Annotated in this window: 24 protein-coding genes; 14 read left to right on the top strand and 10 right to left on the bottom strand. The window is 60.0% G+C overall.

The features are described from left to right. Positions 1-43: 43 nt before the first annotated feature. Positions 44-754 (bottom strand): metal-dependent hydrolase, encoded by a 711-nt coding sequence (locus PH558_RS18835; protein WP_285205970.1) that lies wholly within the window; start codon positions 752-754, stop codon positions 44-46. 205 nt (positions 755-959) lie between these two features. Between PH558_RS18835 and ruvX the strand changes: the two genes are divergently transcribed. After that, the gene (gene ruvX, locus PH558_RS18830; RefSeq protein ID WP_285205968.1) at positions 960-1,457 is read left to right on the top strand and encodes a Holliday junction resolvase RuvX; all 498 of its coding nucleotides are present in this window, start codon (positions 960-962) and stop codon (positions 1,455-1,457) included. Here ruvX and PH558_RS18825 read toward each other — a convergent pair. From PH558_RS18825 to PH558_RS18800, 6 genes are all read right to left on the bottom strand, one after another. Then, on the bottom strand, positions 1,391-1,726 hold the full coding sequence (locus PH558_RS18825; RefSeq protein WP_285205967.1) for a DUF6105 family protein: 336 nt from the start codon (positions 1,724-1,726) through the stop codon (positions 1,391-1,393). The two genes, ruvX and PH558_RS18825, sit on opposite strands and share 67 nt — an antisense overlap. Continuing rightward, a complete protein-coding gene (locus PH558_RS18820) occupies positions 1,723-1,872 on the bottom strand; it encodes a hypothetical protein (protein WP_168192534.1) in 150 nt (49 codons plus the stop codon). The genes PH558_RS18825 and PH558_RS18820 overlap by 4 nt, the downstream gene beginning before the upstream one ends. Positions 1,873-2,026: 154 nt before the next feature. Continuing rightward, complete coding sequence (locus PH558_RS18815) at positions 2,027-2,683, bottom strand: TetR/AcrR family transcriptional regulator (RefSeq protein ID WP_095434544.1); 657 nt, start codon at positions 2,681-2,683, stop codon at positions 2,027-2,029. Positions 2,684-2,837: 154 nt separating this feature from the next. Further along, entirely contained in the window at positions 2,838-3,137 is a 300-nt protein-coding gene (locus PH558_RS18810) for a type II toxin-antitoxin system RelE/ParE family toxin (protein ID WP_285205966.1), read from the bottom strand. Continuing rightward, positions 3,127-3,372 (bottom strand): type II toxin-antitoxin system ParD family antitoxin, encoded by a 246-nt coding sequence (locus PH558_RS18805; protein WP_095434543.1) that lies wholly within the window; start codon positions 3,370-3,372, stop codon positions 3,127-3,129. The genes PH558_RS18810 and PH558_RS18805 overlap by 11 nt, the downstream gene beginning before the upstream one ends. A gap of 85 nt (positions 3,373-3,457) precedes the next feature. Then, the gene (locus tag PH558_RS18800) at positions 3,458-5,116 is read right to left on the bottom strand and encodes an acyl-CoA dehydrogenase family protein (RefSeq protein ID WP_285205964.1); all 1,659 of its coding nucleotides are present in this window, start codon (positions 5,114-5,116) and stop codon (positions 3,458-3,460) included. A 185-nt stretch (positions 5,117-5,301) separates the two neighbouring features. On the opposite strand from PH558_RS18800, the gene PH558_RS18795 reads away from it, so the two are divergent. The 10 genes from PH558_RS18795 (at position 5,302) to rpmG (ending at position 16,915) form a co-directional block, all read left to right on the top strand. Next, on the top strand, positions 5,302-6,258 hold the full coding sequence (locus PH558_RS18795) for an aspartate carbamoyltransferase catalytic subunit (protein WP_095434542.1): 957 nt from the start codon (positions 5,302-5,304) through the stop codon (positions 6,256-6,258). Beyond that, positions 6,255-7,544 (top strand): dihydroorotase, encoded by a 1,290-nt coding sequence (locus PH558_RS18790; protein WP_285205961.1) that lies wholly within the window; start codon positions 6,255-6,257, stop codon positions 7,542-7,544. The genes PH558_RS18795 and PH558_RS18790 overlap by 4 nt, the downstream gene beginning before the upstream one ends. A 34-nt stretch (positions 7,545-7,578) precedes the next feature. Then, the gene (gene plsY, locus PH558_RS18785) at positions 7,579-8,196 is read left to right on the top strand and encodes a glycerol-3-phosphate 1-O-acyltransferase PlsY (RefSeq protein ID WP_285205959.1); all 618 of its coding nucleotides are present in this window, start codon (positions 7,579-7,581) and stop codon (positions 8,194-8,196) included. Beyond that, positions 8,196-9,344 carry a DNA-processing protein DprA gene (dprA, locus tag PH558_RS18780; protein ID WP_285205957.1) on the top strand — a complete coding sequence of 383 codons (1,149 nt, stop codon included), beginning with the start codon at positions 8,196-8,198 and terminating at the stop codon, positions 9,342-9,344. Before plsY ends, dprA begins: the two co-directional genes overlap by 1 nt. Before the next feature lie 280 nt (positions 9,345-9,624). Further along, a complete protein-coding gene (gene topA / locus PH558_RS18775) occupies positions 9,625-12,297 on the top strand; it encodes a type I DNA topoisomerase (RefSeq protein ID WP_285206035.1) in 2,673 nt (890 codons plus the stop codon). Continuing rightward, a complete protein-coding gene (rnr, locus tag PH558_RS18770) occupies positions 12,294-14,672 on the top strand; it encodes a ribonuclease R (protein ID WP_285205954.1) in 2,379 nt (792 codons plus the stop codon). Before topA ends, rnr begins: the two co-directional genes overlap by 4 nt. Positions 14,673-14,704: 32 nt before the next feature. After that, positions 14,705-15,160, top strand: a complete 456-nt coding sequence (locus tag PH558_RS18765; RefSeq protein ID WP_285205952.1) for a DUF983 domain-containing protein — start codon at positions 14,705-14,707, stop codon at positions 15,158-15,160. A 35-nt stretch (positions 15,161-15,195) separates the two neighbouring features. Then, positions 15,196-15,474 (top strand): hypothetical protein, encoded by a 279-nt coding sequence (locus PH558_RS18760; RefSeq protein WP_285205951.1) that lies wholly within the window; start codon positions 15,196-15,198, stop codon positions 15,472-15,474. Beyond that, positions 15,467-16,651, top strand: a complete 1,185-nt coding sequence (locus PH558_RS18755; RefSeq protein WP_285205949.1) for an MFS transporter — start codon at positions 15,467-15,469, stop codon at positions 16,649-16,651. Before PH558_RS18760 ends, PH558_RS18755 begins: the two co-directional genes overlap by 8 nt. 96 nt (positions 16,652-16,747) lie before the next feature. Beyond that, a complete protein-coding gene (gene rpmG, locus PH558_RS18750; protein WP_003587245.1) occupies positions 16,748-16,915 on the top strand; it encodes a 50S ribosomal protein L33 in 168 nt (55 codons plus the stop codon). Positions 16,916-17,737: 822 nt separating this feature from the next. On the opposite strand, the gene PH558_RS18745 is transcribed toward rpmG, so the two are convergent. Both PH558_RS18745 and PH558_RS18740 read right to left on the bottom strand, forming a co-directional pair. Continuing rightward, a complete protein-coding gene (locus PH558_RS18745) occupies positions 17,738-19,111 on the bottom strand; it encodes a PleD family two-component system response regulator (RefSeq protein ID WP_285205947.1) in 1,374 nt (457 codons plus the stop codon). A 16-nt stretch (positions 19,112-19,127) separates the two neighbouring features. Then, entirely contained in the window at positions 19,128-19,499 is a 372-nt protein-coding gene (locus PH558_RS18740; protein WP_028754034.1) for a response regulator, read from the bottom strand. A 131-nt stretch (positions 19,500-19,630) separates the two neighbouring features. Here PH558_RS18740 and PH558_RS18735 point away from each other — a divergent pair, with 131 nt between their 5' ends. Both PH558_RS18735 and PH558_RS18730 read left to right on the top strand, forming a co-directional pair. Continuing rightward, positions 19,631-19,939, top strand: a complete 309-nt coding sequence (locus PH558_RS18735; RefSeq protein ID WP_285205944.1) for a DUF3572 domain-containing protein — start codon at positions 19,631-19,633, stop codon at positions 19,937-19,939. Positions 19,940-19,941: 2 nt separating this feature from the next. Continuing rightward, positions 19,942-20,589: a hypothetical protein gene (locus tag PH558_RS18730; RefSeq protein ID WP_095434532.1), complete on the top strand. Its 648-nt coding sequence runs from the start codon at positions 19,942-19,944 to the stop codon at positions 20,587-20,589. Positions 20,590-20,610: 21 nt separating this feature from the next. Here PH558_RS18730 and PH558_RS18725 read toward each other — a convergent pair whose 3' ends face one another. After that, the gene (locus tag PH558_RS18725) at positions 20,611-21,189 is read right to left on the bottom strand and encodes a GNAT family N-acetyltransferase (RefSeq protein ID WP_095434531.1); all 579 of its coding nucleotides are present in this window, start codon (positions 21,187-21,189) and stop codon (positions 20,611-20,613) included. 83 nt (positions 21,190-21,272) lie between these two features. On the opposite strand from PH558_RS18725, the gene PH558_RS18720 reads away from it, so the two are divergent. Further along, positions 21,273-22,562, top strand: a complete 1,290-nt coding sequence (locus PH558_RS18720) for a DNA polymerase IV (RefSeq protein ID WP_285205942.1) — start codon at positions 21,273-21,275, stop codon at positions 22,560-22,562. Positions 22,563-22,631: the final 69 nt, after the last annotated feature.

Here is a 22,631-nt window from a genome sequence, read left to right as displayed (position 1 = left end):
TTCACGCTATAAAGGCCATGCCCGCCATACGCAACGGGTATCGTCAGGCAGAAATGCTCTCGCCTGCCTTCGGCGCGGCAACCGCAGTCTTCGAACCTTCCATGCCGGCGATGAACTTTTCCGGCGTCGGATCGATGATCGGGAACGTGCCGTAGTGGCAGGGAATGGCGGTCTTGAAGTTGAAGAAGCGCTGGCAGGCAAGTGCCGCCACCGCACCGCCCATGGTGAAACGGTCGCCGATCGGCAGGATGCCGATATCGGGCTGATGCAGTTCATTGATCAGCGCCATATCCGAGAAGATGTCGGTATCGCCCATGTGGAACAGTGTCGGCTCGTCGTCGAAATGCAGCATCAGGCCGTTCGGATTGCCGAGTGCGTGGGAAACGCCGTCTTCGGTGATCTGGGCGGAGGAATGCAGCGCATTGGTAAAGGTGGCCGAGAAGCCGCCGAGGCCGACTGTGCCGCCGGTATTGCCCATTTCCAGCTTCTCGACGCCCTTGGTGCTGAGCCAGGAAGCGAGGTCAGCATTGGCGAGAACGACGGCGCCGGTATCCTTGGCGATCTGAACCGCATCGCCGACGTGGTCGGCATGGCCGTGCGTCAGGAGGATATGGGTGACGCCTTGCGCAACGTCCTTGATATTAAGACCGGCGGCGGCAAAGGAAGAATTGTAAGACAGAAATGGATCGATCAGTATTTTTGCCTTGGCTGTTTCGATACGAAAAGCAGCATGGCCGAGCCAGGTGATCTTCATTGGATTTCTCCTTATGACTTGATTTGAAATGAAAGGCTGGTGTCTGGAGCATTTCCGGTGGAAACGCTCCTTCTATTGGCTCTTCCGCATTTCCGCAGGCAAAACCGCTGTACGCTTTTGCTGGAAATGCTCTAGGAGATATCCCAAACCGCAGCAAAGAAAAGCGGTTAGGACTTCAATTTGTTTTGACAGGAGCGAGACCCTGATGACGACGCTGACCATCGAAGACCTAGCCGTGATGCTCCTACCCGGCCAGCCGATCGCCGGTCTCGATCTCGGCACGAAGACGATCGGGTTGGCCATGTCAGATCTCGGACGGCGCTTCGCCACACCTCGTCCCGTCATCAAGCGCGTGAAATTCACCCAGGATGCCGAAACGCTGCTCGCTTTCGCCGAGAAGGAAAAGGTCGCAGCCTTCGTCATAGGGCTCCCGATGAATATGGATGGCTCTGCCGGACCGCGCGTGCAAGCAACGCGCGCCTTCGTGCGCAGCATGTCGGAAAAGACCGCCCTGCCCTTCGTCTTCTGGGACGAGCGGCTTTCGACCGTTGCGGCCGAGCGGGCGCTTCTTGAAATGGACGTCTCGCGCGCCAAGCGCGCCGAGCGCATCGACTCGGCGGCGGCAAGCTTCATTCTTCAGGGAGCCTTGGGCAGGCTATCGGCACTTGGCAGGGCAGCCTTGCCCGATTCGGATGCCTCCTGACGGCGCCTCCACCATCCGATGATCGCAGCCCGTCGGCGGAAGCCGTAGATTGCGAAGACCAGCAGGCTATCGAAGGCGATGGCGCGCGCTACCAGCGGCGGAATGGTCTCGGGCGGAATGCCGAGGATCTTGCCGTAGATATCGAACACCAGATCGTGCATCTGCCGCGTCAGCATGAAGATGCCGAAGCTCATGTCGTAGTACGACAGGTAATACCATGCCCCGAGAAACGAGACCGGTCCGGCCCAGCAAATCAACAACCACTTCATGCGGTACCTCTTCGACGCTGAAATTGCGTCGTGCCAGCCGAAAGGACGAACCAGTTCGACAGCGCCATGGCGCTCAACACCATTGTCGGCAGCGTGATATCTAGTGCGAGCACGGCAAAGAACATCACCGCCGTCACGAGAAACACTAATTTTGCAGGTTTTAACCCCATGGCTGCACGCTTGATGGTTAACTAATCGTCTTCCAACAGTGACGAGTTAACCGCTGCGGCGCAATGTAAACCATTTGTTAAGGTTAACGGTAAGGCGGAGCTGTGGATATCCCCTGCCCGATGGTCGATATCAACCGTAGACGCCGCGCACGATCCGCTTCAAGGCCGTTGCCGCCTTCTCCCAATCCTTGCCGTTCTTCAAGACGAGACCGGCGCATTGGTCGCTGACGGCCGCAGCCAGCACGATGTGCTGAATAGCGGCAAAGATCATGGCATTGACCGCCTGGGCATCGACGCCCTTGGGCGGCACGAGCGAGCCGCGCATGCGGTCGATCCAGCCGGCGAGCGCCTTGGATCGGGCCTCGGATAGCCGGCGAACCTGCTCGCTATTTTCGGAGACTTCCCAGGCAACGATGCGACGCATCAGCGGATCGGCGCGCAAGGCATCGAGAAACAGCATCGAAAGCCGCTCCATCAGATCGCCATAGGTCAAAAGGAACATGCCGCCGGTATCGTCGGGAATGCGATCGGCGACCCAGTTGCCGAGATCGGTACCGATGGCCTCCACAAGACCATTCAAGCCGCCGTAATAGCGGTAGATCAGCTGCTTGTCGCAGCCGGCACCGCGGGCGACCGCATTGATACCGAAATTCTGGAACCCCTCCTCCGCCAGAAGCCGTTTGGCGGCATCGAGGATTGCCTGCTCCGTCGCGGCGCGATTGCGCACGCGCTTTTCCACGACAGGCATTTCCAAAGGGATTTTAACGGCAGCGTTTGCGGGGGCCATCGACTCGACTCCAATCTGTCACCGAGCGGTGAATAACAAGCCGGATCACCTTGAACAACAAAGCCGTCAGACTTCTTGTCCGCCAAATCGCGCGAATCCACAGATTAGAGAAACTGACCAAACCACACTGTCGTTTCCGGCGCCAGACATCTCTTCAAAGATGCCGACCGACATCCATTCGCCGATGCAATATGCGAATGATCGCGATTTCGCCATCCCGTAAAAGATAGTAGATCACATGAGACCCTACGGCATATTTGAAATAGCCGTCACGGACATCAGCAGGACGACCGTTTTTCAGGTCGGATGCCAATCCCTCGAAAGCTTCAACGATTTCGGCATGGTAGATCTCGGCTTGCCTTGCAGACCAGTTCTCGACCGTATATCGCCAGATACCTTCAAGATCGGCCACCGCAAGTGGAGAAAGACCGTACTTGCAAGGCCTATTCACCATAGGTCGCGCGCATCCGCTTGAGGAATGCGGCGTTATCGAAGGAAGCAACCTCCCCGGATTCCTCACCGGCGATCAACGCATTCTGCAGGGCCTTGACCTTTACCTCGTGCTCTTCAAGCAGGCGCAGACCTGCGCGAACAACATCACTGGCAGAGCCATACCGGCCCGTCTTTATCTGTTCCTCGATGAAGGCGCTGAAATGATCTCCCAGCGAGACGGATGTGTTGCGAGCCATGAAGCCCTCCTTGCCGATACCAATAGATAATAAATATTGGTATCGCATCAATCAAGGATGTCGTGACAGAATCGCTGGCGCAGTGCTATGTCGCCGGCGGATACAGTAGATCGACGATGTAGCTGGCATCGAAGCGCGAATCGAGCATGCCGTAGGTGGCGCGCCAGCCGCCGGCGAGACGGGTTTCGATGAAGGCGTCGGCGATCTTGCCGGCTCCGAGACGATAAAGTTCGGCGGCACCGGCCGCGAGCGCCATCTGCTCGACCAGCAGGCGGGCAGCGCCCTCATCCTGCTCGCAAAGCGCCATGGCGGCGCGCAGGACATCGATGGTCTTCTTGCCGGCCGGGCCGAGATCACGGGCAAGGCCGGCAAAGACCGTCTCGAACAGGTCCCTGCCCCGGTTCAACACGCGCAGCACATCAAGCGCCATGACGTTGCCGGAGCCTTCCCAGATCGCATTGACGGGAGCCTCGCGGTAATGGCGGGCAATCGGACGCTCTTCGATATAGCCGCTGCCGCCGATACACTCCATGGCTTCATAGATCAGCGCCGGCGCGATCTTGCAGCACCAGTATTTGGCAACCGGTGTCATGACGCGCGCATAGGCCGCGTCCTCGCTGCTGCCGCTTGCCTTGTCGAAGGCCTCGGCCAGGCGGAAGGCGAGCGCGGTTGCGGCGGCGACATCGAGCGCCATATCGGCCAGCACACGCGTCATGATCGGCTGGTTGACCAGCATCTTGCCGAACACGCTGCGGCCGCGCGCATGGTGTACGGCTTCGGCGAGCGAGGCACGCATGATGCCTGCGGAGGCCAGCGCGCAGTCGAGCCGGGTCAGCGTCACCATATCGAGGATCGTGCGGATGCCGGCATCGGGTGCGCCGAGCAGGAAGCCGAAGGTATCGGTGAACTCGACTTCGGAGGAGGCATTCGAGCGGTTGCCGAGCTTATCCTTCAGCCTCTGGAAATGCAGACCGTTGGCCGAGCCATCCTCCAAAAGACGCGGCACCAGGAAGCAGCCCATGCCGTCCTTGGTCTGAGCGAGCATGATGAAGGCGTCGCTCATCGGCGCCGACATGAACCACTTATGGCCCGAAAGCCGGTAAATGCCTTCGCTCACCTTGTCAGCGCTCGTCTTGTTGGCGCGCACGTCCGTGCCGCCCTGCTTTTCCGTCATGCCCATGCCGATGGTGACGGCGCTCTTCTGCATGGCGGGCTTGTTGGACGAGTCGTACTTACGCGAGAGAATCTTCGGTGCCCAATCCTTCTGCACCGCTGGGGAAGCCATCATGGCGGCGACCGAGGCGCTGGTCATCGTGAGGGGGCAGAGATGGCCGCATTCGAGCTGCGCCGTCAGATAGAAGCGGGCGGCGCGCACCTTGTGCGAATGACCCTTTGCTTCAGGGTCAGCCTGCGCATCCCAGATCGAGGAATGCAGGCCCATCGCCATGGAGCGCCGCATCAGCGCATGCCAGGCCGGATGGAATTCCACGACATCCAGACGCTCGCCGCGCGGCCCATGGGTGCGCAGCTGCGGCGTGCCCTGGTTTGCCATGCGTGCCAGTTCCTGCGCCTCATGCGAGGTGACGAAACGACCGTGCTGCTCCAGCTCTTCCCGTATTGAACGCGGCAGGCCGGAGGTGAGATCGACGATCAGCGGATCGGAACGATAGGCATTGATGCCGGTCCAGAGGCTCGGCTGGTTCAGGTCGGCAAAGGGGTCGTCAGTCCGGGTCGCTTGGGTCATGAATCGCTTGTAGAGCAAGTGGGTTGCAAAGGGAAACTGGAAGTTACGTCTCCCACCGGCATCGCTCCTGTAGCGGGATTCGGGCGAAATTGCATGGGGAACAAACAGGCTCAATACACACCGCCGCTTGCCCCATCGGCGCTCCCTCTTTATAGACCGCCTGACGAAATTCAGAGGGCAGGTTCATGGTCTTCTTTCCCCACCGCCACCTCATCGGCATCAAGGGCCTCACCGAGCAGGATATCACCTATCTTCTCGACAAGGCCGACGAAGCGGTCAAGATCAGCCGCCAGCGCGAGAAAAAGACGTCGACGCTTCGCGGGTTGACGCAGATCAATCTCTTCTTTGAAGCATCGACGCGCACACAATCCTCCTTCGAGCTTGCCGGCAAACGGCTCGGCGCCGATGTGATGAACATGTCGGTCGGCAATTCCTCCGTCAAAAAGGGCGAGACGCTGATTGATACGGCGATGACGCTGAATGCGATGCGGCCTGATGTGCTTGTCATCCGCCATTCGAGCGCGGGCGCCGCCGCGCTTTTGGCGCAGAAAGTCTCCTGCTCGGTCGTCAATGCCGGCGACGGCCAGCACGAGCATCCGACCCAGGCGCTTCTCGACGCGCTGACGATCCGCCGCGCCAAGGGCAAGCTTTCGCGCATCATCGTGGCGATCTGCGGCGACGTGCTGCATTCGCGCGTGGCCCGCTCGAATATCCTGCTTCTCAACGCCATGGGAGCACGCGTCCGGGTCGTGGCCCCCGCTACACTGCTGCCGGCCGGTGTCGCCGACATGGGTGTCGAGGTCTTCCATTCGATGAAAGAAGGGCTGAAGGATGCCGACGTCGTGATGATGCTGCGGCTGCAGCGCGAGCGCATGTCGGGCGCTTTCGTGCCTTCGGTGCGCGAATATTATCACTTCTACGGACTCGACGCCGAGACGCTCAAGGCCGCCAAGGAAGATGCGCTCGTGATGCATCCAGGCCCAATGAACCGCGGAGTGGAAATCGCCTCCGAGGTGGCCGATGGCCCGCAAAGCGTCATCGCCGAACAGGTGGAAATGGGCGTCGCCGTCCGCATGGCCGTGATGGAGACCTTGCTCGTTTCGCAGAACCAGGGACCTCGCACCGAGGGAGCCGGTGCATGAGCAACTCGATCGTCTTTCAGAATGTCCGCATCATCGATCCCTCGCGCGATCTCGACGAGGTCGGCACGCTTGTCGTCGAAGACGGCGTAATCGTTGCCTCCGGCAAGGATGCGAAGAACCACGGCATTCCCAAAGGCGCGACCGTTCGCGACTGCAACGGTCTCGTCGCCATCCCCGGCCTGGTCGATGCACGCGTGCATGTCGGCGAACCGGGCGGCGAGCATCGCGAAACGATCGCCTCCGCAAGCCGCGCGGCTGCGGCCGGCGGCGTCACCTCCTTCATCATGATGCCGGACACGGATCCGGTTATCGATGATATTGCCCTCGTCGAATTCGTCCGGAAGACGGCCCGCGATACGGCCGTCGTCAATGTCTATCCCGCCGCTGCCCTCACCAAGGGACTTGCCGGCGAAGAGATGACGGAAATCGGCCTGCTGCGCGAAGCCGGAGCTGTCGTGTTCACCGACGCGCATTCCAGTGTCCATGACAGTCAGGTTCTGCGCCGCATCATGACCTATGCGCGCGAATTTGGCGCCGTGATTTCCTGCGAGACACGCGACAAATATCTCGGCGCCAACGGCGTCATGCACGAAGGCCTTCTGGCAAGCTGGCTTGGCCTCTCCGGCATTCCGAAAGAAGCCGAACTGATCCCGCTGGAGCGCGACCTCCGCATTGCGACACTGACGCGCAGCCATTACCACGCTGCTATGATCTCCGTGCCGGAATCGGCCGAAGCCATCCGCCTCGCCCGCTCGCGCGGCGCCAGGGTCACCTGCGGCATCTCCATCAACAATCTTGCGCTCAACGAGAACGACATCGGCGAATACCGGACCTTCTTCAAGCTCTACCCGCCGCTGCGCTCCGAAGACGATCGCACGGGGATGATCGAGGCGCTGGCCGACGGCACGATTGACATCATCGTCTCGTCGCACGATCCGCAGGACGTCGATACGAAACGCCTGCCGTTCGGCGAAGCAGAGGACGGTGCCGTCGGGCTCGAAACGCTGCTTCCGGCGGCACTCCGGCTCTATCACAGCGGTCAGGTCAGCTTGATGCGGCTCGTCGATGCGCTCTCGACGCGGCCGGCGCAGATCTTCGGGCTCCCCGCCGGCACACTGAAGCCCGGCGCCAAAGCGGATATCGCTCTCGTCGATCTCGACGAGCCTTGGCTTGTCGCAAAAGACATGCTTTTGTCGCGCTCGAAGAATACGCCCTTCGAAGATGCGAGAATGAGCGGCCGGGCAGTTGCAACCTATGTCGCCGGCAAGCTGGTTCACAGTCTCTGAGGCAAGCGCTAGGGTTTACGGAGAATAGGACGCGATGGCTGATTTCTGGACTTGGCAGCTTACCCTGCAGACCGCGCTGGCAGCTCTGGTCATCGGCTATCTGCTCGGCTCCATCCCATTCGGCCTCCTGCTGACCCGCATGGCCGGGCTCGGCGACGTGCGCAACATCGGTTCGGGCAATATCGGCGCGACCAACGTGCTGCGCACCGGCAACAAAGGGCTTGCGGCCGCAACCCTCCTGCTCGATGCCTTCAAGGGCACCGCCGCTGTCCTGATCACCGCGCATTTCTTTGGCGAGGATGCTGGCATTCTTGCCGGCTTTGCCGCCTTCGTCGGTCACATCTTCCCGGTCTGGATCGGCTTCAAGGGCGGCAAGGGTGTCGCCACCTATCTCGGCATCCTGCTCGGGCTTGCACCGTTGATGGCCCTGATCTTCGCCATCGTCTGGCTGGCGATCGCCTTTACCACCCGCTACTCCTCGCTTTCCGCATTGGTTGCAACTCTTGTCATCCCGGTTGTATTGTGGATATTGGGCGTCGACAAAATCGCCGCTGTCATGGCGCTGATGACCGTCATCTCCTGGTATAAGCATAGGGCAAATATCGCCCGGCTGACTGCGGGAACGGAAGGCAAGATCGGAGCAAAGGGATAATGGACACAGGCAGCGCAAGACGGACGGGAGTTGCGCTGACCGAAAGACAAAGAATCGCCTGGCTCAGGCTCATACGCTCCGACAATGTCGGTCCCACCACCTTCCGCGATCTCATCAATCACTATGGTTCGGCCGAAGCGGCCCTGGCCGCTCTGCCGGAGCTTTCGCAGCGCGGCGGCTCGACGCGCGCGATCCGCATCGCCGACGAGCGGGACGCCTTGCGGGAGCTGGAAGCGGCACATCGTTTTGGCGCACGCTTCATCGGCATCGGCGAACCGGACTATCCCCCTGCCCTTCGCGAGATCGATGGCGCTCCCACACTCCTCGCTGTCAAAGGCAATGTGCCGACAGCGACGCGTCCGGCCATCGGCATGGTCGGCTCGCGAAATGCATCGATCAGCGGCGTCAAATTCACGGCCATGATCGCACGCCTCTGTGGCGAGGCCGGCTATGCCGTGGTCTCGGGCCTAGCACGCGGCATTGATACAGCCGCCCACCGCGCCAGTCTTGCGACCGGCACGATCGCCGCCATGGCCGGCGGGCTCGACCAGCCCTACCCACCCGAGAATATCGGCCTGCTCAACGATATCTGGGACGGCGACGGGCTTGCCGTGAGCGAGATGCCGTTCGGCTGGGAACCTCGGGCACGCGATTTCCCGCGCCGCAATCGCCTCATCGCAGGCATATCGCTGGGTGTCGTGGTCGTCGAGGCGGCAACGCGATCCGGTTCGCTGATAACCGCGCGACTTGCTGGCGAATTTGGCCGACTTGTCTTCGCCGTTCCCGGGTCGCCGCTCGATCCGCGCTGCGAAGGGACGAACGGCTTGCTGAAAGATGGCGCGATGATCGTTACAACGCCGGACGATGTCGTTGAGGCGCTGCGGCCGCTCGCCGAGCCGGACCTTTTTCGCCCGCGCGCCGTAGTACCACCCGTGGAAAGGAGCACGCCGCTCACCGCGCCACCCGATGACGCCGAGCGCGACCATATCGTCGAAGCACTCGGGCCGACGCCGGTCGAGATCGACGATATCGTCCGCCATACCGGCCTGCCGATATCGGCCGTTCACTCCGTTCTTCTCGAACTCGACATGGCTGGTCGGCTGCATCGGCACCCCGGCGGACTTGTGTCGATCTCCATGCTGGATTGAAAACTGTGACACGCGTACCGATTCTAAGCATCGCATCGTCGCGCCAAGCGCAAAAACCGCATTACAGCGCCGCGCGTCATATAATGACGCGCGAAGGTCGCTGTAACACGTTAAAGGTGCTGCATAATTTTGTCCTTCAATCGATTCCGATTTAAGGAATTATGCAGTAGCCTCTTGACCGCGACGATTTCCCTGTCCATGTCGGAAGGCCGGGAAGACGGAAAAACCCGGTATCTCCCGCGTCTTATACCGGCGCGACCTCGTATTCAGAGACTTGATGATGAACGTTGTAGTGGTGGAATCGCCTGCCAAGGCCAAGACAATCAACAAATATCTGGGACCCGGATATAAGGTTCTTGCATCCTTCGGCCATGTGCGCGACCTGCCCGCTAAAGACGGTTCGGTGCTGCCGGATCAGGATTTCGAAATGCTGTGGGAAGTCGATGGTGCCTCGCAAAAGCGCATCAAGGACATCGCCGACGCGCTGAAAACCTCCGACGGTCTGATTCTCGCGACCGACCCGGATCGCGAGGGCGAAGCCATTTCCTGGCATGTGCTCGACGTACTGAACAAGAAGCGCGTCATCAACGGCAAGCCAGTAAAGCGGGTCGTCTTCAACGCCATCACCAAGAAGGCGGTGCTCGACGCCATGGCCGAGCCGCGCGACATCGACGTGCCGCTGGTGGATGCCTATCTCGCTCGCCGCGCCCTCGACTATCTCGTCGGCTTCAACCTGTCGCCGGTTCTCTGGCGCAAGCTGCCCGGCGCCCGTTCGGCCGGCCGCGTTCAATCCGTGGCGCTTCGCCTCGTTTGCGATCGCGAGTCGGAGATCGAACGCTTCATCTCGGAGGAATACTGGAATCTCTCGGCGATCCTGAAGACACCGCGCGGCGACGAATTCGAAGCTCGCCTGGTCTCTGCCGACGGTAAGCGCCTGCAGCCGCGTGCGATCGGCAATGGCGAGGAGGCCGGCAGGCTGAAGGCGTTGCTGGAAGGTGCCTCCTACGTCGTCGACACCGTCGAGGCGAAGCCGGTCAAGCGCAATCCGAGCCCGCCCTTTACCACCTCGACGCTGCAGCAGGCCGCATCCTCGAAGCTCGGCTTCTCGGCCTCTCGCACCATGCAGGTGGCGCAGAAGCTCTATGAAGGCGTCGATATCGGCGGCGAGACCGTCGGTCTCATCACCTATATGCGTACCGACGGCGTCCAGATGGCGCCGGAAGCGATCGATGCCGCACGCCGCGCCATCGCCAACCAGTTCGGCGACCGTTACCTGCCGGAAAAGGCGCGTTTCTATTCCACCAAGGCAAAGAATGCCCAGGAAGCGCACGAAGCGATCCGCCCGACCGATTTCGACCGCGTGCCGGATCGCATCCGCAAATTCCTCGATGACGACCAGCTGAAGCTCTACGATCTGATCTGGAAGCGCGGCATCGCCAGCCAGATGGCATCGGCCGAAATCGAGCGTACGACCGTCGAGATCCTGGCTGACAATGCCGGCAAGAAGGCCGGTCTGCGCGCCGTCGGTTCCGTCATCCGTTTCGACGGCTTCATCGCCGCCTATACCGATCAGAAGGAAGATGGCGAGCAGAGCGACGACAGCGAAGAAGGCGGTCGTCTGCCCGAAATCAATGCTCGCGAAAACCTCGCCAAGCAGAAGATCAACTCGACCCAGCATTTCACCGAACCGCCGCCGCGCTATTCGGAAGCATCGCTGATCAAGAAGATGGAAGAGCTCGGCATCGGCCGCCCTTCCACCTATGCGGCGACGCTGGCGACGCTGCGCGACCGTGATTACGTGACCATCGACAAGCGCAAGCTGGTGCCGCAGGCCAAGGGAAGGCTGGTGACGGCTTTCCTCGAAAGCTTCTTCACTAAGTATGTGGAGTATGATTTCACGGCCGATCTGGAAGAAAAGCTCGACCGCATCTCCGCCGGCGAGCTGAACTGGAAGGACGTGCTACGCGACTTCTGGCGCGATTTCTTTGCCCAGATCGAAGACACCAAGGAACTACGCGTCACCAACGTCCTCGACGCCTTGAACGACGCGCTGGCGCCGCTTGTCTTCCCGAAGCGCGAGGATGGCAGCGATCCGCGTATCTGCCAGGTGTGCGGCACGGGCAACCTTTCGCTGAAGCTCGGCAAATACGGCGCCTTCGTCGGCTGCTCGAACTATCCGGAATGCAATTATACCCGCCAGCTTTCGTCGGAAGGCGGCGCGGAGGCCGAATCCAACGGATTGAACGAGCCGAAGGCGCTCGGCGCCGATCCAGTAACGGGCGAAGAGCTGACGCTGCGTTCGGGCCGCTTCGGTCCCTATATTCAACGCGGCGAGGGCAAGGACGCCAAGCGCGCCTCGCTACCGCGCGGCTGGAAGCCCGAGGATATCGATTATGAAAAGGCGATGGCACTGATCTCGCTGCCGCGCGATATCGGCAAGCATCCAGAAACCGGCAAGATGATCTCTTCCGGCATCGGCCGCTATGGGCCTTTCCTGCTGCATGACGGCAGCTACGCCAATCTCGAAAGTGTCGAGGATGTCTTCACCGTCGGTCTCAACCGCGCGGTGACGCTGATTGCCGAAAAGCAGAGCAAGGCGGCCGGCGGCAAGGCACGCGGCGGCACCCCGGCAGCACTGAAGGAACTCGGCGAGCATCCGGATGGCGGCGGCGCGATCACCGTTCGCGACGGCAAATACGGCCCCTATGTCAACTGGGGCAAGGTCAATGCGACGCTGCCGAAGGGCACGGATCCGCAGGCGATCACGGTCGAGGAAGCCCTGGCTCTGATCGCCGCCAAGGCGGGCAGGAGCGGCGGCGCCACCAAGAAGGCGCCTGCCAAGGCAAAGACCGCGGCAGCCGGCGCAAAAGCGACGAAAACGACCGCCAAGCCCAAGGCTGCTGCAAAGAAGCCTGCGGCCAAGACGGCAGCGAAAAAGAAGAGTGCAGAGTGAGCAGAGAACCGCGCGGTAGGATTTCATCGTCGGAGCGACGCCCCGGCAAGTCTGGTCGCGCGACCAAGCGGGGCGAGAACGCCGAGCCGATGATGGCGATCATCCACGGCGAGTTACCGCCACGCGAGGTCATCCTGCGCTTCATCGCCGATCATCCGCAGCAGGCGTCCAAACGCGAGCTCGCCAAAGCCTTCGGCCTGAAGGGCGAGAGCCGCGTCGCATTGAAGGAATTACTGCGCGAACTCGAAGAAGAAGGCATGGTGCAGAAGAGCCGCAAGTCGCTCATCCGCCCCGGCGCGCTGCCGCCGATTGCCGTTCTCGACATCACGACTCGCGACAAAGATGGCATGCTGATCGGCCGCCCCGCGGAATGGGCTGAGGAAAATGGCGTCGCGCCTGCCGTATTGATCAAGCAATCTTCCTCGCCGGCTGGCCGCAACGGCAAGGGTAAGGCACCCGTCGCCGGCATGGGTGACCGCATCCTCGCGAAGATCTTCTCGGCCGTGGATCGTGGTGGCCCGGCCTATACGGCCCGCATCATCAAGGTCATCGACAAGCGGCAGGGCGCCTCCATGGGCGTCTTCCGCGAAACGCCGGGCGGCGGCGGCCGTCTCATGCCGATCGAACGGCGCGGCGAGGAGATGGTGATCGACCCCGATTATACCGGTGGCGCCAAGGACGGTGATCTGGTCGAAGTCGAAGTGGCACGTCTCGGCCGCTTCGGCCTGCAGCGTGCCAAGGTCTTGTCGGTCATCGGCTCCGTCGCCTCGGAAAAGGCGATCTCGATGATCGCCATCCATGCGCATGGAATTCCGCATGTATTTCCGGCTCCCGTGATTGCGGAGGCCGATGCCGCCAAGCCAGCGACCATGTCCCATCGCGAGGATTGGCGCAGCCTGCCGCTGATAACAATCGACCCGGCCGACGCCAAGGATCATGACGACGCCGTCTACGCCGAAATGGACCCTTCGCCCGACAATCCGGATGGCGTGATCGTCACCGTCGCCATCGCCGATGTTTCCTGGTATGTGCGCCCGAACTCGCCGCTCGACCGCGAGGCGCTGAAGCGCGGCAATTCGGTCTATTTCCCCGATCGCGTCGTGCCGATGCTGCCCGAACGCATCTCCAATGATCTCTGCTCGCTTAAGGAAGGCGTCGACCGTCCTGCCCTCGCGGTTCGAATGATCTTCTCCAAGGAAGGCCGCAAGGCCGGCCATACCTTCCATCGCGTCATGATGAAGAGCGCGGCCAAGCTTTCCTATCAGCAGGCGCAGGCGGCGATCGACGGCAGGCCCGACGACAAGACCGGACCAATGCTGGAACCGATCCTGAAGCCGCTCTGGCACGCCTATGAGATTTTGAAAAGGGGCCGCGACCGGCGCCAGCCGCTCGAGCTCGACATGCCCGAGCGCAAGATCCTGTTGAAACCTGACGGCACCGTCGATCGCGTCTTCGTGCCGCCGCGCCTCGATGCGCACAAGCTCATAGAAGAAATGATGATCCAGGCGAATGTCGCCGCGGCAGAAACGCTGGAAAAGCGGAAACAGGTGCTGATCTATCGCATCCACGATGGCCCGACGCTCGCCAAGCAGGAAGTGCTGCGCGAATTCCTCGCCACCCTCGGCATTTCACTTGCCAAGGGCGGCAATGTGCGTGCCAACAGCTTCAACGGCATCCTCGTCAAGGCCGAAGGTACGGCGCATCAGACCATGGTCAACGAGATGGTGCTGCGCTCGCAGAGCCAGGCGATCTACAGCCCCGACAATATCGGGCACTTCGGCCTGAATCTGATGAAATACGCTCACTTCACCTCGCCCATCCGCCGCTATGCCGACTTGATCGTGCATCGCGCGCTCGTTGGCTCACTCGGCCTCGGTGAAGGCGGGATCACGCCGGACGAAGAGGCGTCGCTCGACGATATCTCCGCCGAAATCTCGACCTTCGAGCGTCGGGCCATGGCTGCCGAGCGCGAGACCGTGGATAGGCTCATTGCCCATCACCTTGCCGGCCGTGTCGGTGCGGAATTCGAGGCGCGCGTCGGTGGCGTCACCAAGTCGGGACTCTTTGTCACCCTGCCGGACTATGGCGCCGACGGTTTCATCCCTATATCTACGCTCGGCACCGATTACTTCATTTATGACGAGGCGCATCAGGCGCTGACGGGTGAAAGAACGGGGCTCGGCTATCGTCTCGGCGACGATGTTACGGTGAGACTGGCGGAAGCCATGCCGCTTGCCGGAGCCCTGCGCTTCGAAATGCTGAGCGACGGCAAGCCTATGCCGACGGCGGTGCGTTCCTTCCACAAGGCGACCCGCCGCAACAAGAGCCAGGTCCGCAAGGCGCCGGGCACGAGACCGCCGCGCGGCCGCAGATAAAACACGGCTGCCGGCACGGAGGAAGCGTATTCATGACGGGCAGCCCATCCGACTCTCCCATCCGTTTCGGTGGTTCAGACGAGAGCGAACGTCCGCTCGGACGGTCGATTTTACGTGGCATGCTGAACCGCTGCCCGCGCTGCGGCACCGGCAAGCTCTTTTGCGCTTTCCTGAAGCCCGTCGACCGTTGTGCGGTCTGCGACGAAGATATCTCCCATCAACGTGCCGACGACCTCCCGCCCTATCTGGTGATCCTGGTACTCGGCCACCTCATCGTCGGCGGCTACATGCTGACGGACATGACCTTCAAGCTGCCGCTCTGGGCGCATCTCGCCATCTGGGCACCCATCACCATCATCGCGGCGCTTGCCATCATCCAGCCGATCAAGGGTGGCGTCATCGGCCTGCAATGGGCGCTGCGCATGCATGGCTTCGGCGGCCATGACGACAGCCCGGAGGAATGGGATCAAGGGAACGATCGTTCGTGACGATAGGTGCCCGCCCCCGAAGCCGACTGGCGCCCATGGCCGAAGTTGTCTTGCGACATCTCGCGCTTCTATCGGGAATCATCGTCGATTCGACCGATATTCGCCATTCGCGCGAGCTCGTTCATCAGCAACGGCTTGACATCGGCTGGATTTCTTGTCTGAACATGCCCCGCGTCAAGAGGACCATTCCGGAGGGTTTGACCGATCTCATGAAAGCCGACCCGTCACCTGAATTTGGCCGAGCCGTGCCTTTCTATGTTCCGCGTCCGGATCGATTCGCCTGCCTCATGCTCCAGGATTTAGTTTATGCTTGAACCGACGAACGACAAGGCCGGCCATGTCGAAGAAATTCACTGGCCTTCGCTCGTCGCAGCCATTACCTCCGTATCCGCCGTCGGTATCGCCATCGGGCTTGGCCTGCCGCTTCTGAGCATCATTCTTGAAAAACGCGGAGTTCCCTCAAGCCTGATCGGGCTCAATACTGCAATGATGGGTGTCGCCTCGATGCTGGCAGCCGTCGTCACGACCAAGCTCGCGCATCGTTTCGGCGTCGTGCAGACGATGATTTGGGCGGTTTTCCTATCGGCTCTGAGCTCGCTCGGCTTCTACTATGCGGAAAATCTGCTTCTGTGGTTTCCGCTGCGCATCGTCTTTCATGGGGCGACGACAACACTGTTCATCCTGTCGGAGTTCTGGATCAATGCCGCCTCGCCGCCTTCCAAGCGCGGATTCGTGCTCGGCCTCTATTCCACCGTTTTCTCGCTCGGTTTTGCGGCCGGCCCGCTCGTCTTTTCCGTTGTCGGCAGCGAAGGTTTGATGCCCTTCATCATCGGCGCCTGCATCATCCTGGCGGCTGCCATTCCGATCTTCATCGCCCGCAACGAGAGCCCGATCGTCGACGAGAAGCCGGAGCTGCACTTCGTCCGCTACATCTTCCTGGTGCCAACGGCGACGGCCGCAGTTTTCGTGTTCGGCGCGGTCACCGTCGGCGGCGGCTCGCTCTTCACCAGCTATGCGACACGTCTCGGCTTCAACGAATCACAGGCCGCACTGCTGCTGACCGTCATGGGCGTCGGCAATTTCGTCTTCCAGATCCCACTCGGCCTGCTTGCCGACCGCATGCGCGACAAGCGGCCATTGCTGTCGATCATGGCCACCATCGGGCTTGTCGGAGCGCTTCTGCTGCCCTCCCTGGCATCGAACTGGGTCATTCTCGCGATCATCCTGCTCTTCTGGGGCGGCTGCGTTTCCGGCATGTATACGGTTGGGCTCAGCCATCTGGGCACACGGCTGACCGGCGTCGATCTGGTGGCCGCCAACGCGGCTTTCGTCTTCTGTTACGCCGTCGGCATGGTTCTCGGGCCGCCGACGATCGGCACCGCCATGGATCTCGCCAATCCCAGCGGCTTTGCCTGGGCTGTGGCCTTTTTCTTCGGCCTTTATGTCCTGCTTTCGGGGATACGCCTGCTTTTCATGGGCAACAGAGGTTGACTTTTCGGGCGCGATTTGTATTTTCGCGCCAGAATTCGCCGTGGACCTCCGCACTGGCCGTCCATGGCGTTCATTTTTATTAAAGGCAGGACGACCATGGCCAAGGCTACCACAATCAAGATCAAGCTGCTGTCGACGGCCGACACCGGTTTCTTCTACGTCACGACGAAGAACAGCCGTACGATGACGGACAAGATGACGAAGACGAAGTACGACCCGATCGCTAAGAAGCATGTCGAGTTCAAGGAAACGAAGATCAAGTAAGTTCCCTAAACTTTAGGTTACAAAAAGGCGCTAAACCTGCGGGTTAGCGCCTTTTTTGTTTTGCCGGCACCGTCTCGATCGGCGCTCGATTTGCGATGTCAGTTAGAAAATTCCCGCGTGGAGCAATGGCCCACCGTGTCGGTAGAAAAGAAAAACGCCGCCTTCGATGAACGAAGAGCGGCGTTTTAAATTGGGGGCCGGCTAGCCTGCAAAACGGCACGAGGAACCGTTATCTTCTGCCTGCCAGCCGACCGACCCCACGACCCAGGAGATGCGGCGGACCTGAGCATCATGGGGTATCTCGGAACCCTTGCGAGTTGTCCATGTACGGGACTAAATTCGCGCGAAATCGAAAGAAAATCAACAAATTCTTAATGATAAAAAATGCTTGTCTGCTCGGATGGTTAAAATTCATGACTTTGGTGGAAAGGAATGTCCGATAGTCTTAGTGAAATAAACTCAAGAAGCTATCAAGAATAAAGTGATAATTCCTCCTTTGCTAGAAAAGATCGAATACAGATATTCAAGAGCATTTGAATATACAAATTACATTTAGTTAATCCGTCACCTTCCAACGGACATCTCATCGACACGCTACCAACAAAACAAAACTATATGTCGACACGACAAGAATATTCCGAAAGTACCCGAAAAGCGAAGGTATATGCCAAATTCAAAAGTATAAGTATGCAGCGTTTCTTTAAAACTGGCCTATGTGGTGATGCCCGCAGGATAAAGAACAAAAAATTTTGAATTGTTGTTCAAAACTTGAAAAATACCCTCAATATTCATGGGCGGCCGCATTTTCTCCGCCACTCGTCCCTAGGCCGCAGAAGCTACAACCCTGTTGCGTCCTGCTCTTTTGGCCTCGTAAAGCGCAAGGTCCGCCTGCTTCATCAACTGCTCCGGTGTCTCGATTGCCTCCAAACGGCACGAAATTCCGAAGGATGCGGTGATGTTAAGCGCAACACCGCTTTCGCGTAATTTCACCGGCATATTTTCTACCGCAGCGCGTAGTCGTTCTGCGACTGCGGCGGCCGTATCGGCAGGCGTATCCGGCATGACCACAACGAACTCCTCGCCCCCATAACGGCATGCGAGATCTGCGCCGCGTACCGTGGAACGGATTCTCGCGGCAAACTCCTTGAGAACTTCATCGCCGGCATCATGGCCATGGGTGTCGTTGACGGTCTTGAAGCGATCGATATCGGTAATCAATATCGAGAGCGGCCGGCCCCGCGCCAAGGAGCGGTCGAAAAGCACCTTGAGATGATTGTCGAGATAGCGCCTGTTGTGCAGGCCGGTGAGCGCATCGGTGACGGCAAGCTCGATCGTCTGCTGTACGCTGGCGCGCAGGCGATCATTATAGCGTTTGCGGCGTATCTGCGTGAGACAGCGTGCGACGAGTTCATTCGGATCGATCGGCCGGACGATATAGTCGTTGACGCCGAGATCCAGCGCGCGGACGATCATGTCGTCTGCGCCCTGCTCCGTCACCAGCAGTACGGGCAGAAAACGCGTGCGCTCCAGCGAACGAAGCTGCGAGCAGAGCCGCAGCGGGTCGTAGTCGTCGAAATTCGAATTGACGATGACCAGCTCGAACGGCCGTTCGGCGGCCTCGAACAGGGCGGCCTGCGGATCGGACATCGCAACGACCTGGGCGATCGGCTTGAGCGTGCGGATGATGCGCTCCTGCGAATTGGCGCGGCCATCGACCAGCAGTACCTGGCCGGCTTCCTCGGTGCGGCCATCGCCAGCCCGCATCAGATCGTCAATACCGAAATTGCGCGCGGTCTCGTTGCGCATATGCAGCTCGTCGCTCAATGTCTTCAAGCGAAGCAGGCTCTTGACGCGCGAAATGAGCTGCAGGTCGTTGACCGGCTTGGTCAGGAAATCGTCGGCACCGGCCTTCAGGCCGCGCACACGGTCGGCAGGCTGATCGAGCGCCGTGACCATGACGACGGGGATATGGGCGGTGCGGGGATCGGATTTCAGGCGTTCGCACACCTCAAAACCATCCATGCCGGGCATCATGATATCGAGGAGGATGAGATCAACCTGCGTGCCCGCGCAAATGGCGAGCGCCTTCAAGCCGTCTTCGGCTGTCAGCACTTCGAAATATTCGGCAAGCAGCCGCGCTTCCAGAAGCTTCACATTGGCCGGAATATCGTCGACTACCAGAATGCGTGCGGTCATCAGCTCTTCCCCATCATTAGGCGTCGCCCAGATAGGTCTTTATGGTCTCAATGAATTTCGGCACCGAAATCGGCTTCGAGACATAGGCCTCGCAACCGCCCTGACGAATGCGCTCCTCATCGCCCTTCATGGCGAAGGCTGTGACTGCGATCACGGGGATCACATGAAGATCGTCGTCTTCCTTCAGCCACTTGGTGACCTCCAGGCCGGAAACCTCCGGCAGCTGGATATCCATGAGAATCAGGTCCGGGCGATGCTTGCGCGCGAGATCGAGCGCTTCCATGCCATTGCGGGTCTGGATCGTCGTGTAGCCGGAAGCCTCGATCAGATCGCGAAAGAGCTTCATATTCAGCTCATTGTCTTCTACAATCATTACCTGCTTAGGCATGGAAAGCTGTCCCTGCATCCGGTATTGCATCCATTCTCTCGAAATATAGGGTCGCGAGGAACCGATTCCAGAAATACTTGAATCGCAAACTACCGGCATTTGGTTGAAAAATAGGTAACTCACCCTTCAAAATGCAAAGTAACTTCAAGAACCCGAAGAAGAGCGCGGCCGACCCGCAAGAGACTGCCATTGCCGTACTCGGCTGGCTGGCCAATGAACCGGATATGTTCGGCCGCTTCTTGGCGCTGACCGGCATAGAGCCGGCACAGGTGCGCAACGCCATCAACGAGCCCACCTTTCTTGCCGGCATGCTCGATTTCCTCATGAACCATGAACCGACATTGCTGGCCTTCTGCGAGGCCAGCGGCATTGCGCCGGAGGCGGTCGCCACTGCATCGGCGCATTTTTCGCCGCCCGGCCTTGCCTCTGGAGAATATTGATCATGGATGCCCCGATCGAATTCGACGTATCGCATATCCGGCTCCAGGAGCGGCCGTTGATCGTTTGCGATGTCGACGACGTCGTCCTGCACTTCTTTGCGCCCTTCCTGACCTTCATCGAGGCCGAAGGCCATGAATTCCTGCCGCGTTCGTTCCGGCTGACAGGCAACATCGTCTCCAAGGCCAACGGTTCCGCGCTGGAAGAAAAGGATGTCCACCGGCTGATCGAGGCCTTCTTCGAGGCGCAGGAACAATGGCAGACACCACTCGATCGAGTGGTCGATACGCTCGGCGAATTCTCGAAAGACGCTGACATCGTTTTCCTCACCGCCATGCCACCGCAGTTCTGGGAACAGAGGCGGCGATTGCTCGACAGACTCGAGCTTGCCTATCCGCTGCTCGCGTCGCTGCAGCCGAAGGGGCCGATCGTGCGTTCGCTGCATCGACAGCGCGAGATGCCCGTCGCCTTCGTCGACGACATGGCCCACAACCTGCATTCGGTCAGCGAATATGTCCCGGGATGCCTCCTCATCAATCTGAAACCGGACTCCATCGTTCACCGAATGGCGCCCACTGTGGCCGCCGGCATTCCGCAAGCCAATGAATGGGGTCAGGCAGCACCGCTGATCCACGCTCACATCTCGCGCTGACTTCACCCGAACCACCACCTTTCAAAGGACCAGGCGCATCAGGGGCCTGCCATCCTTCCGCTTCGCAACTTCAGAAAACCCGGCGGCCTCGAAGATGCGCTGCGAGCCAACATAGAGGCCGACGGATTTCGACTGCTTCGTACGCTCGATCGGACAGCCCTCCAGCAGCCGCGCGCCGGAAGCGCGGGCGAAATTCACGGCCTCCGACAGCATGCGATGGCTGTGCCCCTTGCCGCGATCCTTCGAATTTATGAAGAAGCAGCTTACTGCCCAGACCGAGCCGTCTTCCGCATCGGCTGGATCGAGGGGACGCGATACCGTTTTCGGCGAGTTCCATTGCGGCAGCTCGGCGCGCGGACCAACCTGCACCCAGGCGATCGGCTGACCGTCGCTATAGCCCAGAAGTCCGGGTGGCGGCCCAGCCGAGATTCGCTCGTGGATCAACTGCTTCTTTGCTGCTGCGTCCATCGTCTTGCGCTGCGATGTCGGCACGCGGAAATAGGTACACCAACAGCCATAGCAGGCGCCGCTTGGCCCGAATAACGTTTCGAAATCGTCCCATCGGCCTGGCGTCAACGGCTGCACGATTAAATTCTGCACTCCCGCCTCCCCGGCAGTTTTCCAGCTTGAGACTCGCGAGCTTAAAACATAAAGTGACGACGTTCAATTTTTGTTCTCGTTTCATGACCCATGCGCCCGACAAGATTTCCGGCTTCTGTCGCGATTGCTTGAGCGAGCAATCGGCCACGCGCACGCGCTGTCGAAGCTGCGGCAGCCCTCGCCTCGTTTACCACCGAGAACTCTACGCACTGACGCTGGCGCATATCGATTGCGATGCCTTTTATGCCTCCATCGAGAAACGTGACAATCCGGAGTTGGCCGACAAGCCTGTCATCATCGGTGGCGGCAAGCGCGGCGTCGTCTCCACAGCCTGCTATATCGCCCGCATCCATGGGGTGCGCTCCGCCATGCCGATGTTCAAGGCGCTGGAAGCCTGCCCACAGGCTATCGTCATCCGTCCAAACATGGAGAAATACGTCCGCGTCGGCCGCGAGGTTCGAGGCATGATGCAGGACCTGACGCCGCTGGTGCAGCCGCTTTCGATCGATGAAGCCTTTCTTGAACTCGAGGGCACCCAGCGGCTCCATCACGATCCGCCGGCTCGCATTCTCGCCAAGTTCGCCAAGCGGGTGGAGCAGGAAATCGGCATTACCATCTCCGTCGGGCTTTCCTACTGCAAGTTCCTCGCCAAGGTTGCCTCCGACCTGCAGAAGCCGCGAGGCTTCTCCGTCATCGGCAAGGAAGAGGCCCTCTCCTTTCTGGAGCCACGGCCAGTCACGACGATATGGGGTGTCGGCAAGGCCTTTGCCGCGACGCTCGAAAGCGATGGCATCCGCACTATCGGCCAATTGCAGACCATGGAGGAAGGCGATCTCATGCGCCGTTACGGCGTAATTGGGCAGCGGCTTTTCCGTCTCTCACGAGGGATCGACGACCGAACCGTCCATCCTAACGAAGCGGCGAAAAGCGTGTCCTCCGAAACCACCTTCTTCGAAGATATCTGGCGCCATGAGGATCTCGTGCCGATCCTGCGCGATCTCTCCGAGAAGGTTTCACGACGTCTGAAGCGCAGCGGCATTGCCGGCCAGACCGTCGTGCTGAAGCTCAAAACCTCGGATTTCAAGATCCGCACGCGTAATCGTCGGCTGGAAGATCCGACCCTGCTTGCAGATCGGATTTTCCGCACCGGACTGAGACTGCTCGAAGCCGAAACGGACGGCACGAAATTCCGTCTCATCGGCATCGGCGTGACCGATCTTGGCCATGCCGGGCGTGCAGACCCACCCGATCTTATCGACGTTCAGGCCACGCGACGGGCCGCTGCGGAAGCAGCCATGGACAAGTTGCGAGAAAAATTCGGCAATAACACAGTCGAAACCGGCTACACGTTCGGCGATAGAAACCATAAATAACAATAACTTAGTATAAGTCACCGGCTGGTGATTTTTGATTGCATCGCAAATAATTGCATGACGCGCGCG

Source organism: Rhizobium pantanalense, assembly GCF_030182525.1.
Lineage (GTDB): Bacteria > Pseudomonadota > Alphaproteobacteria > Rhizobiales > Rhizobiaceae > Rhizobium.
The sequence above is the reverse complement of the archived record's forward strand: the minus strand, read 5'-3'. Positions and strand labels throughout refer to the sequence as shown.